Here is a 14,616-nt window from a genome sequence, read left to right as displayed (position 1 = left end):
TGGCCGTATTACGTCCGCAGTAAGGGGATAACCGAGGAAAACTGCGTTTTTAGCCGAAAATCGCCTCTTTTTTTGCCAAAAAAAGCCATCCAACGGCCTCAGGCGGTGGTGACGGTGGCTAAGTCCGACAGGCTGCTAGGCCAGAGGCGTCCGTTCGACACTGAACAGGGGAGGGTCTAGCGAATGGATGGACCCGACGCGCCCCCCGCAATCGATGACGAAGACCCGACCGACCGCGCAATCTCCGCCCTGGTCGCCTTCCTCGCCAACGCTTCCATGTTCCGGCCGGTGGACCCGCAGAGCGAATCGGAGCGCCGCTTGTGGCGGGCCTGCGAGCTGTGTACCTATCTGGAGCACCGCTTCGATGACCCGCCGGACCCCCGCGCATTGTCGGACGCGGCCATCGCCGATTGGGCGCGGCGCGGGCTGACGCGCGAAGAGCGCCCCGGCGACCCGGCCAGTCTCGGCGACTATCGCGCCTACTGGGTCACCAGCGACGGGCGCACCCTGGGCACCGTGGCGCTGGCGGTTCGGGACCCGGGTTGGGGCCAGTGCAACCTCTGGATCGCGAGCCTCTATCTCTTCCGGGAGGAGCGTCGGGGCGGCTACGGCACCCTGATCGCCGCAACACTGGAGGGCATCGCCCGCCACCTGGGGTTCGGCGCCGTCCGGTTGGACACCGACTGGCTGTGGCAGGGCGCCCTGCGTTTCTATCTCCGGCAGGGGTTCTGGGTTGCCAACTGGAAACGCGGCCTGAGCCTGGTGCGCTACCTCGACGACCCGCCCTATCGGGTGCGGTGCGACGGGGACCGGATGGACTTCATACTCGGCGGCGCACCGGTGGTCACGGCGCGACGGGCGGGCGACACCCTGCTCTGGGAGGAGCACCCGCGCCTCGGGCCGGAGGGGCAGGCGCAGGACGAACCCCGCGCCTCGGTCGCATCGACCTTCGCCCTGTCGCTCGCCGTCGCCGGCTGGCCCTTGATCCGCGGACCCGCGCAGTGGGAGCACCGCTACGGTTGGTCGGACACCGGCATGCCCGAGGGGCTGGCCTACAAGATCGCCGGCTTCGAGGGTTACGCCCGTCACTGCGGGCTGCGCATCGACACGCCGCGGATCCCCGGCTTGGTCTATCCGGAGTGGGGGGACCTCTAATCGGTTGGAGAGGAGCGAACGGCACCGCGGGCGGCCGGTGCGGTTCGTTCCTCACCGCACCCTACGGGAGGCACGCTAGCCAAGAACCCGCAACGAATGGTCTAATCCGCCCGTCACCATCCATGATCGAGCCATGATCGAGGCTGGTGATGCCCATCACCAGCTGCGGCAACTTCGCCCGCAGCGCGGGCTTCGCGGTCTCTTTGGTGGGCGCCGGGACCAGCACCACGGGTGTGATCCGCTGCGATCAGCCGCGCATCCTCGATCTGAGCGCGCGCAATGCCCGCCGGCTGGAGGCCGTGCCGGCATCGCTCATGGACGAGGTGCTGGCGAGGCTGGCACCGCTCTTCACCCCGCGTGGGTCATAGTGACGCACAATAGAGGCATCACCTGACCGGACTGCGACCATGCCTACTGCCCGGCCATCGACCGAATCCGCTCGCATCAACCTGCGCACCAGCCCGGAGGCCAAGGCACTGATCGAGCGCGCCGCGGCGCTGATGGGGACGACCGTCTCCGGCTTGATGGTGCAAAACGCCTACGAGGCCGCCCGCCGCATCGTGGCCGACAACGCGACCCTGGTGCTGTCCCAGCAGGCGTTCGCGGCCTTCGTCGCCGCCGGTGAAGACCCGTCGGAGCCAAATGAGGCACTGTGCGCCTTGATAGCGCGGCGCTGAATGCCTGCCCGGACCAAGTAGCGTTACGCCGTCACGGGCCGATCAGGGCCAGGATCTTTCCTTGCACTTGCGCGAATTCAGCGGCGGATACGCGACCCTTGCGCAGTGCTTTGCGGGCGACCCAATCCAGGCTCTTCACCTGATCGGCGAGCACGGCGCTGGGGCGGTCGCCGGCAATGGGAACCTCGAATGGATACCCTTTGATCTGAGTAGTCATCGGACAACACAGCATCAAGTCGGTCTTGCCGTTGTAGGTCGCCGGGCTGACGACCAGGGCCGGCCGGTGGCCCGCTTGCTCATGACCGGCTTGGGGGTCGAAATGCAGCCACACGATATCGCCGGCGTCCGGCACGTACCGCGGCACGGTCAAAGCGCCTCATGCCCGACTGCCGCACCGAAATCCACCTCGGCGTGCCGATTCTCCTGCGTAATCCCGGACAGCAGCTCTGCCAGGTCATAGGCGTGCGACCGGATGGGCTCGATCAGGATTCGCCCGCCTTCCTCGCGAATCTCCACCTCCTCATCCAGGCTCACACGCGCGGCAGCCATGACCCCGACCGGGATCCGCACGGCCGCGCTGTTGCCCCATTTCTTCACCGTGACTCGCATGGCAGGCCCTCAGGTATCTTCTTTGTAGAGACGATACCCCGAAATCTGCCGGCACTCAATGTCTTCTGGCTCCCACGCTCCTGCGTGGGAGTAAGTGCGGGCGCTCTGCGTCCAGTGCCCAGACCGGACGCGGAGCGCCCGCACGGCATTCCCACGCGGGAGCGTGGGAACGAGAAGGCTGGACGCTGGCGCGTCACCCCTCCCGTCGCAAAAAGGCCCCGAGCACCGGAATCCCCAGGCCCCCGTCCGCCGTCACGAGCCCCCGGCGGCGCAGGTAACGCCGCGTCGCGCGGTCCTGGGCTGCGAGGTCGACCGTCTGGCCGCGGGCCAGTGCCTCCAGCACTGCGAGCGCGGGGGCTGGGGTCGCCTGCACCAGGTTGGTCAGATAGTTATTGGCCTTGTCCAGCACCGCCGGGTCGAGCGCGGCGCAGTCCGCCACTGTGGCCTGGCGGCGGTCGGCGTCGTTCAGGCGCGCGACCAGCAGCGAGCCGTACAACTGGGTGAGATAGGGCTGGCCCAGGGTGCGGGACCAGACCGCCTCGGCCACCGCGGGCGGGATGGCGTCGGGCGGGAAGTCCGGGCTCGGTTGGGTCAGCAGGCCCAGCGTCACCGGCCGGGTCAGCGGGCCGATGGCCAGTTCCCGCAGGTTCACCAGGTGGTCGGCCCACATCGGGTCCAGCTCGTCCACATGGGCCGCCCCGGCGATCAGCACCCGCAGCCGGCGACGGTACTGGATGGTGGCCCGCAGCAGCCCCAGCAATTGCAGCAGCGCCCGCCGGTCGCCGGGGAAGAGTCCCTCCCAGCGCTCGAACTCGTCGATGCACAGGAGTATCCGCCCGACCCCCGACCCGCTCAGATCAAGGCGCTCCAACTGCTCAAACCAGGCGGCCAGCGATTCCATCGGCGGTCCCGGCGGGGCGTCCGGCAGGGTCAGCCGACGCTCGCGCCGCCCCTGTTCCTGGGCCTGCCCGACCAGTGCCTTGACCAGTGACTCGGTGGAGTCGATCGGATGGTTCTGGGTGTCGAAAAAGACCACCAGCGCGTCCGGCAGCTTCAGCGGCAGCATGTTGAGCAGCGAGGTCTTGCCGCAGCGCCGCGGTCCGATCAGGGCGAGCGCCCCCCCCCTGGCCCGGATCGCCCAGGATGGACTCGATCTCCGCCACCAGGGGCTCGCGCCCGCGGAAGACCTCGCGGCCGAACTCCGGCTCCAGCGGCACCAGCGGGCGGAAGGGGTTCGGCACCTCCAGCGCCGCCGCGGACTTGGTCGCGGCGAGCCAGTCCGCGACCAACCGCTGCCAGTCGGGCAGGGCCGCGCGATAGATCGGCGCCTCCAGGTCGCGGCTGCCGAGCAAGGCATTGTCGAGCCCGCGCAGCCGGTCCGCGGCGGCGGTCAACAGCTCCTGGCGCTGGCGGGCGATCAGGGTCAGCTCCGCCGCACGCAGATAGCGCCCGACCTGCTGCAGGGCGGCGAAGGTGCCGTCGGCGCTGGCCGGGTCGGGGAGCCACTCGCCGTTCAGGTCGCGTAGGGCCTGGAAGCGGCGGTCGCGGGCAAGGGTTGCCAGTTCTTCGGCGCGCAGCTGCGCCAGTGCCCGACGGCTGGCGCGGCGCTGACCGGGGGCGATGGCGCAGGCAGCCAGGGCGCGGCGGGCCAGGGCCGGGTCGCGGGCGGCGGTGTCGCGGATGTGCTGGGCCAGGGTCGGCAGCGGGAGATGGCTCAGTTCGTGGTGCAGGACTGGGCTTGCGGCGAGAGTGATGCGGCTGGAATTTCTTTGGATGGCGAAGGCGATGAACTGCCATGGGAACTCTAGCAGGTAGATTGGCAGCCTTAAGGACGCCGCACCGACAGTCAGAAAAAAAGCCACGCCAGCGGCCACGCCGGGAGCTAGGCCGAATTTCACGCCGACGACTGCGCTAACGGCGACGACCGCCCAGACGGCTGTGAGGGGCAAGCGATCGGCAAGGCCATAGGTCACGCCATGGACCACGCCGAAGCCCACGCCGAAGCCCACGCCGAAGCCCGCGACCCTAAGCACGCTGGAGGCCATGTCACCCGGCACGTCGGTGGCTACGCCGATAGCGACGCCGTACGCCACGCCGATAGCCACGCCGTAGGCCACGCCGTAAGTTCCGCTGAAAGCCGCGCTTACGGCCGCGCCGATGGCCACGTACTTAACCACGCGTGAGGCCAAACGCAACCAATCGATCTCGAAGCCTATCGTCGCAAGCACTAGCCCGATCACTGCTGCGATGCTCGGCGCCCCCACCAACAGCAACAGAGCCATTCGGACCATATAGGCCCGCGTCACCGCATCGCCCCGCCACAGCAACCGCCAGCCGGGTGCGCCGGGCTCGATCCCGAGCGCGCGCAGCCGACGATGCAGGCTGATCGGCCGCATAAGTAGCCACCACGCCAGTTCCCAAGTTCTAGGCAGCCGGGCCAGCCGCTCAGCCACCGAGCCCGGTCCCGGCTCCGGCGCCGCACCCGACGCCGGGTCCTGCCCTGGGCCAAACGTGCCCCCCGTCAATCCTTCCGGTTCAGCCATTCGCTCAGCACCCGCGCAAACGGTTGGTGGTCGTCGGTGAGCAGCCCGCGTCGGCACAGGGTGTCATCGCCATCGTCCGCGTCGGTCGCCGTCCCCCCGGCGGCGGCGCGGCGCAGCCGTTGGCGGTCGCGCTCGGCGAGCCCCGGCCACCAGAGTGCGAACTGCTGCGCGGCCTCGTCGCGAAACCGCGCGAGCGCCTGGGCGCGGGGGCCGCCCCCATCCGGGTCCGGCCCGTCCGCGCGGGCATCGAACAGGCGCCGCGCGAGGAGCGTAAGAAAAAACGGGTGCCGGCCGCCCTGGTCCAGCAGCCAGGCCGGGTCGTCCGGCTCAAGCCCCGCCGCGCCGCGGGCGAGCAGGGCCGCCGCGGCACCGGGCTCCAGCAGCCCGATCCGCACCGACTCCAGCATGTTCGCGAAGGGCGAGACGCGCCCCAGGTCGGCGTAGACCTCGGGCAGGGTGCGGCGGGTGGCGAAGACCAGCGACAGCCGGCGCCCGGTCAGCAGGCCCCGCAGCCGCTCCAGAAAGCCCGGCTCGCAGTGCCCGAGGAAGCCCTCGGCCTCGTCGAGCAGCAGGAGCGGCGGCAGTCCGCCGCACGTCTGGCGCTGCGCACTGCACCAGTCGCCGAGCCGGTCCGCGGCGGTGTCGGGGGATTCGGGCACGGCCTGCTCGCCGGCCGCACCCGTCGCGGTCCCGGTCGCCGCCGTCCGGGGGTCCGCCGGCACCGCGGCGACCACCGCGTCCACAAAGGCCTGATGCCCCTGCCGCTCCCGCCCCTGACCGGACAGCAGCCGCACCGCAAACCCCAGTTCCCGCGCCCGCTCGCCCCACGTGTGCAGGAGCGAGGTCTTGCCGATCCGCCACTCCCCGAGCAGCGACACCCCGCGCCCGTCCCAGGCCGCCCGCTCCAGGTCGCGCAGTGCGCCGGTGCGCCCGACGAAGACCGGCGGCAGGGCGATGGCCCAGGGGTCGAAGGGGTGGGGCGGGGGCGCATCGCCGGCTGCCATCGGTGCAGTCGGCCATGTGGGCGTTCGGGCGACCGGCGGGGCTGGGTCGTCCGGGAAGAGCCAAAGGTCGTCGACTTGGATCTGAATTCCTTGGGCTGCCACGAGATCGACGATCCGTTTCACCGTGCCGTCCCTGGGCTGCTGTTCGCCGTCCCGGATCTTGCGGAGATTGCGCGCGTCCAGGCTCGGCCCGGGAAGCTCCTCGGACAGCGACTGCCATCCGTGTCGCACCGTGTAAAGGAAACCCTGGTCGGCTGGCTGTATGCTGGCATGACCGGCGCGCTGGTGGTTGGGGCCATTGTGTATGCCCATTGAGCCGGGTAGGGTCCGCGGTGCGGACCGAATTCAGCGCGCACCTGTTGTCGAACGGCTCGCGTGGTGGAAGCTGTCCGGGCACAAGGCAGGAACGCGCAGGCGCTCGCGGGATTGGGAGAACTCCCCGGTCTATGCGACACCGTGCTCGAACAGTTGAAAACGTTGGAGCAGGTAAACCCACGCGTGGCACGAGGGCGTGAGCAATTTCCGGGTTTAGGTTTACCGACCTGCGCCGGGAACCGGCCGGGACGGTGCGGAACATGCCGGCGAGCCTCCAAGAGTCGACGTGAAGAGCGGGGGATACACGTTGTTACACGCCGATACAGACCGCTACTGCGCTGACAATGCGTCGCTACAGGGTCAGACTAGAATGGAAAGCGTCCACACAGAGGTAACGATCATGAAAACCCGCATACTCATCAGTTCCCTAGTCATGGCCTGCTTGGGACTGCCCGGCACCCTGTCGGCGCAGGCCCCGGTCGCACCCGGTCCTATGACCTTCGCCGAGATGGATAAAAACGGCGATGGGATCGTGACCGGGCCGGAGTTCGCGGCCGCTCAATCCGCCCACATGGCCGCCCGTGCGGCCCAGGGTGCGCCCATGCGTGGTGCTGCCACGGCCCCGATCTTTGCGGACTTCGATCAGAACGGTGATGGCCAATTGACCCCCGCGGAGTTCCAGGCCGGACGCCAGACGCGCATGCAGGGCGGTCCAGGGATGGGGCAAGGTTACGGCCCGGGGCCGGGGCCAAACTCAGGGATGGGGCCCGGGGCTGGCCGCGGCGGTGGTATGGGTGGCGGACCCGGCAGGGGCATGGGCCGCGGCATGCCGGCCTTCGCCGAGTTCGACCTCAACGGCGACGGCACCCTGACCGAGGATGAATTTAATGAAGCGCGGGCCAAGCGCATGGCGGCGCGGGCGGCCCAGGGGTATCCCATGCGCAATGCCGGCAAGGCACCCCCGTTCAGTACCCTCGACGCCGACGGCAATGGTCGCGTGACTCCGGATGAATTCGCCACCGGCCAGGCCGCGCATCGCCAGCAAATGATGACACCGCCCTGAGGCACTGCGCCTCGCCTAAATCCGGCAATTCGTCGCGGCCTGGGGGCCGCTCCTACCCGCGTAGGAGCGGCCCCCAGGCCGCGACGGGTTGCCGCAAGGCCAGATCTAACCGGAGCGATGACCAAGGCCGGTGATGGAGGCGATCGACATCCCGACCACATTGAGCAGCAAGGCGGTGGCCATGGCCGTGTGTACTTCGATCCCGAACGCCAGAAAGACCGGGATCAGAATCAGCGCCCCGCCCAGCCCGGCCATGCTGAATTCGGTGGTCAGGGCAAAGGTCAGCAGGGCGGCGAGTGCGAACGTGGCCACCGTCAGGCACTCGGCGCGGCGCGCCCGGTCGATGCGTCGATCTCGATCATCAGGAAGCGATCACTGCGTCAGTTGCGCTAGTCCGGCAACCCCCACCGGCGCCTCGGGCAACCAGGCAATCAGGGCGCAACGGCGGCCGAGCTGATCGGCGACGCGGCGAATAAAGGGAATCTCCGCCGCACCGCGTTCGCGCAATAGCGGATGCCCGGTGCCGCTGGCGAGCAGACTCTGGTCGATCACCCAGGCGAATGGCTCAATGCCGGCGCGCGCCAGGTCCGCTTGCAGCCGTTCCGCCTCATGCACCGGCGTGGCCTCGGCCAGGGTGACGATGAGCACCCGCGTCAGCGCCGGGTCACGCAGGCGCGGCAGCAGTTGCCGCACGGCCTCCGGCATCTCGCCCTGGGTGCGCGACACCTCCCGATGGTAGGCCTCGGCGGCGTCCAGCAGCAGGATGGTATGCCCGGTGGGGGCGGTGTCGAGCACCACAAAACCCTCCTGGCCGGCATCGACCGCGCGGGCAAAGGCGCGGAAAACCGCGATCTCCTCGGTGCAGGGCGAGCGCAGGTCCTCCTCGAGCATCGCCAGGCCATTGGCGTCCAGGTTGGGCGCTGCCTTGGCCAGCACCTCGGCCTGGTAGGCGGCGACCTCGGCCGCCGGATCGATGCGGCCGACACTCAACCCGGGGACGGACGTGCCAATCGCCTCGGCCACATGGGCCGCCGGATCGGTGGTCGATAGCTGCACCGCATGACCGCGTTGGGCGAGCGCGACGGCGATCGCCGCGGCCACGGTGGTCTTGCCCACCCCACCCTTGCCCATGGTCAGGATGACGCCGCGCCCGGCCTGGGCGAGTTCGTCCACCAGGGCCGACAGCCGAGAGGGCAGGGCGGTGTCATTCTCCAGGGCAGAGCGCAGCGGCGCGGCGCGTTCGGGATCGGCCATCAGACGCAGGGCGTCAAGCCCCACGGTCCCCAGGGCCAGCAGCGGTGTGCTGGTAATCGGCAACCGGGCCAGACCGGCGGGCATCCCGGCCAGCGCCTCGGCGCCGCGCGCCATCATCGCCGTTGCGATGGGGTCATCGGTCGCGGCGACGGCCAGCACACCGTTGAGCGCCAGTTGCAGGTTGCTGACACCCAGCGCCGCCAGCTCCGCGCGGGTGCGCTCGGCCTCGCGCAGGGCGGCGGTGTCCGCCCGGCTGACCAGGACCACGGTGGTTTCCGCCGGGTCGGCCAGCCGGGCAACGGTCGCGGCATAGAGCGCCTTCTGTTTCTCCAGACCGGCAAGCGGACCCAGGCAGGAGGCGCCGCCGGTGGACGAGTCGATGAACTCGCTCCAGGCCGAGGGCAGGGTCAGCAGGCGCAGGGTGTGCCCGGTGGGGGCGGTGTCGAAGATCACATGATCGAACTGCGCCGTCGCGGCGGGCTCACCCAGCAGCTTGGAGAACTCGTCAAAGGCGGCGATCTCCACCGTGCAGGCGCCGGAGAACTGCTCCTCCATGCTGGCGATGGCGGCGGCGGGCAGGATGCCGCGGTAGGGTCCGACCATCCGCTCGCGGTAGTCGTGGGCCGCCGCCTCGGGGTCGATGTTGAGTGCGAAGAGTCCCGGCGCGTCGGGGATGGCCGTCGGGGTCTGGCCCAGCGCCACCCCCAGCACCTCATCCAGATTGGACGCGGGGTCGGTGCTGACGATCAGCACGCGCCGCCCGGCGTCGGCCAGTGCCAGGCCGGTCGCGCAGGAGAGCGAGGTCTTGCCGACACCGCCCTTGCCGGTAAAGAAGAAATGGCGGGTGGCGACCAGTGGGATGGCCATCAGCAGCACCCGCCGCCGGGCTTACAGCAGGCGGTGCTGACCTGGACGGGGAATGGGTCCGCCGCCTGGATCGGAACAGGCGCCAACCCCAATTTCTGCACCAACTGGGCCCGCGACAGATAGGCGCCGGTGGCGACCACCTGCCCATCGACCAGGGTCAGCGGCAGCCGCTCCATGCCGGCATCTATCTCCTTGAGCACCGCCGGATTCGCCGCGAATGCCTGGGGCTCCTGCGACAGGTTGTACCGACTGACCTCAACCCCCTGTCCGGCCAACCATTGCAGGTCGGCATTGAACGCCACCAGGACCGGATCGACCTCCACCCCGCAGATACCAGTGGAGCAACACATGGCGGGATCGTAGATTTCGAGCTTTTTCATGACAATGACCTGTGAAATGGGGCGCGGGGGTTAGTCCGCGAAGAAATTGCTCACGCCAAGGCGCCAAGGACGCCAAGGCTTTTCAGTGCGTTATCAGCGCGACACCAGTCACCCGGAGGGTGATCTGGATAGTGGCTCTATCCGATTGTATTTCTTGGCGAGCTTGGCGCCTTGGCGTGAGCAATTCCCGGATTTAGGATTAAGAGGATGCCGAGCAAACCGGTTGCACGCGGTCGACGGATAGCAACCCCCCGGTTTCATCTTGAAAATCCTTGGCGTGCTTGGCGCCTTGGCGTGATAACCGCTCTTTCCAGCCGTAGGGTCGGCTGCGCGGACCGCTCGTCATTATGTGGCTGTTCGGTCGCCTTCATACCAACCCTTGCTGGCATTGACCATCCGCACCACCAGCAGCATCACCGGCACCTCGATCAGCACGCCGACCACGGTGGCCAGTGCGGCGCCGGACTCGAAGCCGAACAGGCTGATCGCCGCCGCCACCGCGAGCTCAAAGAAGTTGGAGGCCCCGATCAGCGCCGAGGGGCCGGCCACCGAATGCTTTTCGCCAACCAGCCGATTGAGCCCGTAAGCCAACCCGGAATTGAAGAACACCTGGATCAGGATCGGCACCGCCAGGATCGCGATCACCAGCGGTTGCTCGATGATTGCCTTCCCTTGGAAAGCGAATAGCAGTACGAGGGTGGCAAGCAACGCGACGATGGAGGCCTGCCCTAGGATAGTCAGGGTCGCGTCGAACCGCTCCTGTCCCCGCTTGAGCAGCAGCCAGCGCCAGGCCTGGGCCAGTGCCACCGGGATAACGATATAGAGCACCACCGAGGTCAGGAGCGTATCCCAGGGCACAACGATGGCCGAGAGCCCCAGCAGCAGCGCCACGATCGGCGCAAAGGCGACGATCATGATGGTGTCGTTGAGCGCCACCTGAGACAGCGTGAAATAGGGGTCGCCGTCGCATAGCCGGCTCCAGACGAAGACCATGGCCGTACAGGGTGCGGCGGCCAGCAGGATGAGCCCGGCGACATAGCTATCGAGTTGCTCCGCCGGCAGCCAGGGGGCGAAGACCCCGCGGATGAGCAGCCAGGACAGGAGCGCCATGGAGAAGGGCTTGACCGCCCAGTTCACGAACAGGGTAACGCCGATGCCCTTCCAGTGTGAGCGCACCTGATGCAGCGCCCCGAAGTCGATCTTCATCAGCATCGGGATGATCATCACCCAGATGAGGATGCCGACCGGCAGATTGACCTGCGCCACTTCCAATCGTCCGATCGCCTGAAAGACGCCCGGAAACACCTGGCCCAGCCCGATACCGGCCACGATGCAGAGCGCGACCCAGACCGTCAGATAACGCTCAAAGACGCTGAGCCGCTTACCCGCCGCGGCCCGGGCGGTGACGTCGCATTGGGCGGTCATTGGATGCACGCCTCATGGGTACGACGCGCCGCGGTCCGCCGCTCATCGGGCGTCATGGACTCGAACGGCAGGGCGAGGAAGACACGGATGCGTCGCTCCAGCTCATGGTAGGCGACCTCGAAGGCCGCGCGGCGCGCCTCCATCGGCTCAACGTGGGCCGGGTCGTCAATCCCCCAATGGGCAGTCACCGGGTGGCCCGGCCACACCGGGCAGGTCTCGCCCGCGGCACTCCCGCAGACGGTGATGATCAGGTCGAATGCCGGCGCGCCGGGGGCGGCGAATTCGTCCCAGGACTTGCTGCGCGGTTCGGGCATCGGCACGCCATGTTGCTCCAGTGTTTCGAGTGCGACCGGATTCACCCGCCCGGCCGGCCGGCTGCCGGCCGACCAGGCACGCACCCGTCCCGCCCCCAAGTGGTTGAACAGCGCCTCGCCGAGGATCGAGCGGGCCGAGTTGCCGGTGCAGAGCACAAGGACATTGAGCGGGGCAGGGGGTGTCATGGATTGCTCTCGTTCGGACGGCAGCGGTTGAGATCGCCGCCGCAGCAGTTTTCGGTCAGAAAGGCGACCAGGGCATGGATCGCGGTGATCTCGGCGCGGTAGCGGACGAACCGGCCCTCCTGGACCGCGCTCACCAGCCCGGCCTGGGCCAAATTCTTGAGGTGAAAGGACAGCGTCGGCGCCGGCAGGCCGAGTTGCTCACCGATCACACCGGCGGTCAGCCCGATGGGGCCGTTTTGAACCAGCAGGCGAAAGACCGCCAAGCGGCTCTCTTGAGCCAGCGCGGCGAGGGCGGAGACGGCGGTGTTGCTTTCCATGTTTCCAACATTATCGAAGTCTTAGAGGATGCGCAAGCGCGATTTCAAGCTTGCCAGGAAACACCAACGAGGTTAGCCTCTTACCCACCACAGCACAATGACGATGCGCCCATCGGCGTCGTCCTGCGAGACAGTCGTCGGATCCACTGAAACCGGACTGCACCATGACTTGGCAACAGAGAATCCGCAGCGACCCGCTGATCTGTCACGGGCAAGCCTGCATCAGCGGTACGCGCGTGCCGGTGTCCGTCGTCCTTGACAACCTCGCTGCTGGACTGGCTGCGCAGCAGATCATCGACAGCTATCCATCGCTGACCCCGGACGATATCCGCGCGGCGATCGGGTATGCCGCCGAACTGGCGCGTGAACAGGTTGTCGACCTGCCAAAGCGCAATGCGGCATGAGGTTCAAGGTTGATGAAAACCTGCCGCGCGAGGCCACCGAACGGTTGCTGCGCGCTGGTCACGATGCGATGAGCGTGCTGGACCAGCGAATGGGCGGTAGCCCCGATCCGGACCTCTATGCCATCTGCCAACAGGAAGGCCGCGTACTGATGACCTTGGATCTGGACTTCTCCAACATCCGCGCCTATCCGCCGAGCGAATCCGCCGGGATCATCGTGCTGCGCCCGGGCAGACAGGACAAGCCAACCGTCATTCAGGCCATCGACCGGCTGCTGCCGCTGCTCGACCGGCAGTCCCCGGCGGGCGCCTTGTGGCTGGTCGGCAAGGAGCACGTGCGGATTCGCGGTTGACCCCTCAGAAGACCCCGGCCAGTGACCTCGACCTGGCTGGGCGCCGCAGAGCGGTGCTTGCCCCCTAAACAAGCGGTGCGTCAATGAGCGACCACATGGGTAGCAGCCTCGATTCCTTTCTTGAAGAGGAGAAACTGCTTGCGCAATCCGAAGCCATCGCCATCAAGCGTGTCATCGCCTTCCGGCTGGAGCAGGAAATGGCGCAACAGCAGTTGACCAAGACCGACCTGGCGCGGCGCATGGGTGCCAGCCGCAGTGCCCTGGATCGCTTATTGGACCCGGACAATACCTCCGTGACCCTGCTACGCTGGAGAAGGCCGCCAAGGCGTTGGGGCGGCATATCCGCATCGAACTGGCGGTCTGAGGGGGGGCCGCAGGATGCAATGACGAATGACCAGAGTCGGTCACGATTGAGGCGGTTCGCGTGCGGAGCGCATGTTACTCGCACACTCGAAGCTGCAACCAGGGAAAGTATTCGACCCTGGCCCCTTATTTACACTTATGCACCTGTTCTTAAAGATATTTAGGGTCTATGTCATGATTTCAGAACTACCAGTTCCCCCCGTTCCCAGCTGGCTTTCCGTCGTTGCGACACCCTTGGGCGATTTGCCTATCCATGACATGCTGTCCGGTTCCGTTTACTATCCTTCTTGTGAATTCGATGGGCAGCCGATTAAGTTTCTGGCTGGCAATTTTTATAGCTTTGTTTATGTCGATTATGGTGTCGAACGCGATAAGATGGTTGGGCAACTTGACTCTTTTCGTGGATATAATCTGCTGGCTTACCGAAATCTGACGCCACAAGAGCTTACCCCCCATGGTTGGACACCAGTCCAGCCAACACCGGCCGACGGTAATCCGCAATCGCACATGTCGTGGCTTAAAGCGCCCTTTGGGGTTTGGGCCATACTGCAACGAAACAAGGAATATGGTCCGGAGCATGGACCGGAACGGTTCAGCTTGATTTATCTTGGCGGCGACGGAGTGGCTTCGTTCCAGGCGTTGTATCATGGAAATCAAGTCGCCCCTGCGGTGGTGGCCATCATCCAACCGGGACATAGCTTTGGTTGCAATTGGACCAATTTCACAGACGAGAACTTGATCTTCGCGCGCTCGGTCCTGGAAAACCCTGCGGGCGCGCCGGACTACTTGATTTACGGTGGTTGGGGGGATGGTCACTACTACTCGGAGCCATGTTGGCCGCGCTACTATCAAAACGTCCGCCGGCTGAGTGGCAGACTCGGTCTGTGGCAACGACCTGCATGAAATCGGTCTTCAGGAAGGGGAGGAAAGTGGCAAGGGTCAGATACATCGCTCATGCGTAGAACCCACACTGGCCTACTACGTTCAATATGTCTACCCTCCAACCGCAATACTAGCCACATCGCTCCACTGCCCCACTTGATTCATCGTGGAGGCGGTGGATGGCCTTGTCGTGCCAGGCCGCGCCGGGGGCGGGCAGCGGGGTCTGGTCGGTGGTGTTCGACGCGGTGTTGATGATCAGGAAGACGAAATTGTTGCCGTCATTCCGGTCCACCCAGATATCAATGCCCCCGGCCTGGGCTTTGGTCCAGCCTATCAGCCCTTTTAAGGTGTCATTTTGTGTTCGGCCCAGAGCCCGCGAGCAACCTGGCGGTCGAGACATGAGGTTTACCTTTGAACTTGGTGCGTGGTGTAGGCGGCTTCTTCGGCCCGCGCGTGGTCTTGCGTAGTTTGTGCAGATCTACGGATTTCGCCAGAATGAGTAAATAGC

General features: G+C 66.7%; 19 protein-coding genes. 8 read left to right on the top strand and 11 right to left on the bottom strand.

Annotated elements, in window-relative coordinates; genetic code table 11:
• The first annotated feature begins 183 nt into the window (after nucleotides 1–183).
• The 3 genes from QZX93_RS01060 to QZX93_RS01050 all read left to right on the top strand — a co-directional run bounded on the left by QZX93_RS01060 (nucleotide 184) and on the right by QZX93_RS01050 (nucleotide 1,832).
• On the top strand, nucleotides 184–1,155 hold the full coding sequence (locus QZX93_RS01060; RefSeq protein ID WP_295393627.1) for a GNAT family N-acetyltransferase: 972 nt from the start codon (nucleotides 184–186) through the stop codon (nucleotides 1,153–1,155).
• Nucleotides 1,156–1,304: 149 nt separating this feature from the next.
• A complete protein-coding gene (locus tag QZX93_RS01055; protein WP_295393623.1) occupies nucleotides 1,305–1,523 on the top strand; it encodes a type II toxin-antitoxin system PemK/MazF family toxin in 219 nt (72 codons plus the stop codon).
• 39 nt (nucleotides 1,524–1,562) lie between these two features.
• Nucleotides 1,563–1,832: a DUF1778 domain-containing protein gene (locus QZX93_RS01050; protein ID WP_295393620.1), complete on the top strand. Its 270-nt coding sequence runs from the start codon at nucleotides 1,563–1,565 to the stop codon at nucleotides 1,830–1,832.
• Nucleotides 1,833–1,863: 31 nt separating this feature from the next.
• Here the strand turns inward: QZX93_RS01050 and mazF are convergent, their stop codons facing one another.
• The 4 genes from mazF to QZX93_RS01025 all read right to left on the bottom strand — a co-directional run bounded on the left by mazF (nucleotide 1,864) and on the right by QZX93_RS01025 (nucleotide 6,300).
• Entirely contained in the window at nucleotides 1,864–2,196 is a 333-nt protein-coding gene (gene mazF / locus QZX93_RS01045; protein ID WP_295393618.1) for an endoribonuclease MazF, read from the bottom strand.
• 2 nt (nucleotides 2,197–2,198) lie between these two features.
• A complete protein-coding gene (locus QZX93_RS01040) occupies nucleotides 2,199–2,441 on the bottom strand; it encodes an AbrB/MazE/SpoVT family DNA-binding domain-containing protein (protein ID WP_295393616.1) in 243 nt (80 codons plus the stop codon).
• Nucleotides 2,442–2,634: 193 nt separating this feature from the next.
• Nucleotides 2,635–3,507, bottom strand: a complete 873-nt coding sequence (locus tag QZX93_RS01035) for a hypothetical protein (RefSeq protein WP_366759429.1) — start codon at nucleotides 3,505–3,507, stop codon at nucleotides 2,635–2,637.
• A 1,455-nt stretch (nucleotides 3,508–4,962) separates the two neighbouring features.
• Nucleotides 4,963–6,300 carry a hypothetical protein gene (locus tag QZX93_RS01025; RefSeq protein WP_295393610.1) on the bottom strand — a complete coding sequence of 446 codons (1,338 nt, stop codon included), beginning with the start codon at nucleotides 6,298–6,300 and terminating at the stop codon, nucleotides 4,963–4,965.
• A gap of 403 nt (nucleotides 6,301–6,703) precedes the next feature.
• Here QZX93_RS01025 and QZX93_RS01020 point away from each other — a divergent pair, with 403 nt between their 5' ends.
• Complete coding sequence (locus QZX93_RS01020; protein ID WP_295393607.1) at nucleotides 6,704–7,366, top strand: EF-hand domain-containing protein; 663 nt, start codon at nucleotides 6,704–6,706, stop codon at nucleotides 7,364–7,366.
• 105 nt (nucleotides 7,367–7,471) lie between these two features.
• Here QZX93_RS01020 and QZX93_RS01015 read toward each other — a convergent pair whose 3' ends face one another.
• From QZX93_RS01015 to QZX93_RS00990, 6 genes are all read right to left on the bottom strand, one after another.
• A complete protein-coding gene (locus QZX93_RS01015; protein ID WP_295394300.1) occupies nucleotides 7,472–7,678 on the bottom strand; it encodes a hypothetical protein in 207 nt (68 codons plus the stop codon).
• Between the two features lie 60 nt (nucleotides 7,679–7,738).
• Nucleotides 7,739–9,487 carry an arsenical pump-driving ATPase gene (arsA, locus tag QZX93_RS01010; protein ID WP_295393225.1) on the bottom strand — a complete coding sequence of 583 codons (1,749 nt, stop codon included), beginning with the start codon at nucleotides 9,485–9,487 and terminating at the stop codon, nucleotides 7,739–7,741.
• Nucleotides 9,487–9,867: an arsenite efflux transporter metallochaperone ArsD gene (arsD, locus tag QZX93_RS01005; RefSeq protein WP_295393226.1), complete on the bottom strand. Its 381-nt coding sequence runs from the start codon at nucleotides 9,865–9,867 to the stop codon at nucleotides 9,487–9,489. Before arsD ends, arsA begins: the two co-directional genes overlap by 1 nt.
• A gap of 345 nt (nucleotides 9,868–10,212) precedes the next feature.
• A complete protein-coding gene (gene arsB / locus QZX93_RS01000) occupies nucleotides 10,213–11,292 on the bottom strand; it encodes an ACR3 family arsenite efflux transporter (protein WP_295393227.1) in 1,080 nt (359 codons plus the stop codon).
• Nucleotides 11,289–11,792, bottom strand: a complete 504-nt coding sequence (locus tag QZX93_RS00995) for an arsenate reductase ArsC (protein ID WP_295393228.1) — start codon at nucleotides 11,790–11,792, stop codon at nucleotides 11,289–11,291. The genes arsB and QZX93_RS00995 overlap by 4 nt, the downstream gene beginning before the upstream one ends.
• Nucleotides 11,789–12,109, bottom strand: coding sequence for a metalloregulator ArsR/SmtB family transcription factor (locus QZX93_RS00990; protein WP_295393229.1), 321 nt, complete (start codon nucleotides 12,107–12,109; stop codon nucleotides 11,789–11,791). The genes QZX93_RS00995 and QZX93_RS00990 overlap by 4 nt, the downstream gene beginning before the upstream one ends.
• Before the next feature lie 164 nt (nucleotides 12,110–12,273).
• Between QZX93_RS00990 and QZX93_RS00985 the strand changes: the two genes are divergently transcribed.
• The 4 genes from QZX93_RS00985 (at nucleotide 12,274) to QZX93_RS00970 (ending at nucleotide 14,129) form a co-directional block, all read left to right on the top strand.
• Nucleotides 12,274–12,513, top strand: a complete 240-nt coding sequence (locus tag QZX93_RS00985) for a DUF433 domain-containing protein (protein WP_295393230.1) — start codon at nucleotides 12,274–12,276, stop codon at nucleotides 12,511–12,513.
• A complete protein-coding gene (locus tag QZX93_RS00980; protein WP_295393231.1) occupies nucleotides 12,510–12,863 on the top strand; it encodes a DUF5615 family PIN-like protein in 354 nt (117 codons plus the stop codon). Before QZX93_RS00985 ends, QZX93_RS00980 begins: the two co-directional genes overlap by 4 nt.
• Nucleotides 12,864–12,958: 95 nt before the next feature.
• Nucleotides 12,959–13,390 carry a helix-turn-helix transcriptional regulator gene (locus QZX93_RS00975; RefSeq protein WP_295394297.1) on the top strand — a complete coding sequence of 144 codons (432 nt, stop codon included), beginning with the start codon at nucleotides 12,959–12,961 and terminating at the stop codon, nucleotides 13,388–13,390.
• A 10-nt stretch (nucleotides 13,391–13,400) separates the two neighbouring features.
• On the top strand, nucleotides 13,401–14,129 hold the full coding sequence (locus QZX93_RS00970; protein ID WP_295393233.1) for a hypothetical protein: 729 nt from the start codon (nucleotides 13,401–13,403) through the stop codon (nucleotides 14,127–14,129).
• A 109-nt stretch (nucleotides 14,130–14,238) separates the two neighbouring features.
• On the opposite strand, the gene QZX93_RS00965 is transcribed toward QZX93_RS00970, so the two are convergent.
• Nucleotides 14,239–14,400 carry a hypothetical protein gene (locus tag QZX93_RS00965; protein ID WP_295393234.1) on the bottom strand — a complete coding sequence of 54 codons (162 nt, stop codon included), beginning with the start codon at nucleotides 14,398–14,400 and terminating at the stop codon, nucleotides 14,239–14,241.
• Nucleotides 14,401–14,616: the final 216 nt, after the last annotated feature.

Source organism: uncultured Thiodictyon sp., assembly GCF_903946935.1.
In the GTDB taxonomy this organism is placed as follows: Bacteria; Pseudomonadota; Gammaproteobacteria; order Chromatiales; family Chromatiaceae; genus Thiodictyon.
Note: the sequence above shows the minus strand (reverse complement) of the source record. Positions and strands in the feature narration are given on the sequence as shown.

Excerpts from the sequence above, each read along its gene's own strand:
- QZX93_RS01060 (WP_295393627.1), top strand. The coding sequence starts at position 184 with ATGGATGGACCCGACGCGCCCCCCGCAATCGATGACGAAGACCCGACC.
- QZX93_RS01055 (WP_295393623.1), top strand. The coding sequence starts at position 1,305 with ATGCCCATCACCAGCTGCGGCAACTTCGCCCGCAGCGCGGGCTTCGCG.
- QZX93_RS01050 (WP_295393620.1), top strand. The coding sequence starts at position 1,563 with ATGCCTACTGCCCGGCCATCGACCGAATCCGCTCGCATCAACCTGCGC.
- QZX93_RS01040 (WP_295393616.1), bottom strand. The coding sequence starts at position 2,441 with ATGCGAGTCACGGTGAAGAAATGGGGCAACAGCGCGGCCGTGCGGATC.
- QZX93_RS01035 (WP_366759429.1), bottom strand. The coding sequence starts at position 3,507 with ATGCTGCCGCTGAAGCTGCCGGACGCGCTGGTGGTCTTTTTCGACACC.
- QZX93_RS01025 (WP_295393610.1), bottom strand. The coding sequence starts at position 6,300 with ATGGGCATACACAATGGCCCCAACCACCAGCGCGCCGGTCATGCCAGC.
- QZX93_RS01020 (WP_295393607.1), top strand. The coding sequence starts at position 6,704 with ATGAAAACCCGCATACTCATCAGTTCCCTAGTCATGGCCTGCTTGGGA.
- arsA (WP_295393225.1), bottom strand. The coding sequence starts at position 9,487 with ATGGCCATCCCACTGGTCGCCACCCGCCATTTCTTCTTTACCGGCAAG.
- arsD (WP_295393226.1), bottom strand. The coding sequence starts at position 9,867 with ATGAAAAAGCTCGAAATCTACGATCCCGCCATGTGTTGCTCCACTGGT.
- arsB (WP_295393227.1), bottom strand. The coding sequence starts at position 11,292 with ATGACCGCCCAATGCGACGTCACCGCCCGGGCCGCGGCGGGTAAGCGG.
- QZX93_RS00995 (WP_295393228.1), bottom strand. The coding sequence starts at position 11,792 with ATGACACCCCCTGCCCCGCTCAATGTCCTTGTGCTCTGCACCGGCAAC.
- QZX93_RS00990 (WP_295393229.1), bottom strand. The coding sequence starts at position 12,109 with ATGGAAAGCAACACCGCCGTCTCCGCCCTCGCCGCGCTGGCTCAAGAG.
- QZX93_RS00985 (WP_295393230.1), top strand. The coding sequence starts at position 12,274 with ATGACTTGGCAACAGAGAATCCGCAGCGACCCGCTGATCTGTCACGGG.
- QZX93_RS00980 (WP_295393231.1), top strand. The coding sequence starts at position 12,510 with ATGAGGTTCAAGGTTGATGAAAACCTGCCGCGCGAGGCCACCGAACGG.
- QZX93_RS00975 (WP_295394297.1), top strand. The coding sequence starts at position 12,959 with ATGGGTAGCAGCCTCGATTCCTTTCTTGAAGAGGAGAAACTGCTTGCG.
- QZX93_RS00970 (WP_295393233.1), top strand. The coding sequence starts at position 13,401 with ATGATTTCAGAACTACCAGTTCCCCCCGTTCCCAGCTGGCTTTCCGTC.